General features: G+C 58.3%; 1 protein-coding gene. It reads right to left on the bottom strand.

From position 1 onward, the window contains the following. On the bottom strand, positions 1–278 hold a 278-nt coding region (locus tag EN874_RS33490), incomplete at both ends, for a phosphotransferase (RefSeq protein ID WP_145971774.1).

The raw sequence follows: 278 nt of genomic DNA, 5'->3' as shown, positions 1-278 counted from the left end.
CCGGCTCCTTCATGAAATAGGCGGTCATGAAGGCGAAGGATTCGTCATCACTCATGCCGGCATTCGAGGCGACGCCGGCAAGGTCGAACATGGCCGTGTTGAAACCGGCATATTCGAAATCGATCAGCCACAGCCGCTGGCCGTCGTCGAGTATATTGGCCGGCAAAAGATCATTATGGCCGAAGACGATCGGCAAAAGCTTCTGCGCCCGCTCGAGCTCGTCGGCGAGCGAAAGGTAACGCGGCAGCTGATCCTTCTTACGGCTGCCGCCTTCGTCC

Origin of the sequence: Mesorhizobium sp. M1D.F.Ca.ET.231.01.1.1, assembly GCF_003999155.2 — a bacterium.
In the GTDB taxonomy this organism is placed as follows: domain Bacteria; phylum Pseudomonadota; class Alphaproteobacteria; order Rhizobiales; family Rhizobiaceae; genus Mesorhizobium.
Note: the sequence above shows the minus strand (reverse complement) of the source record. Positions and strands in the feature narration are given on the sequence as shown.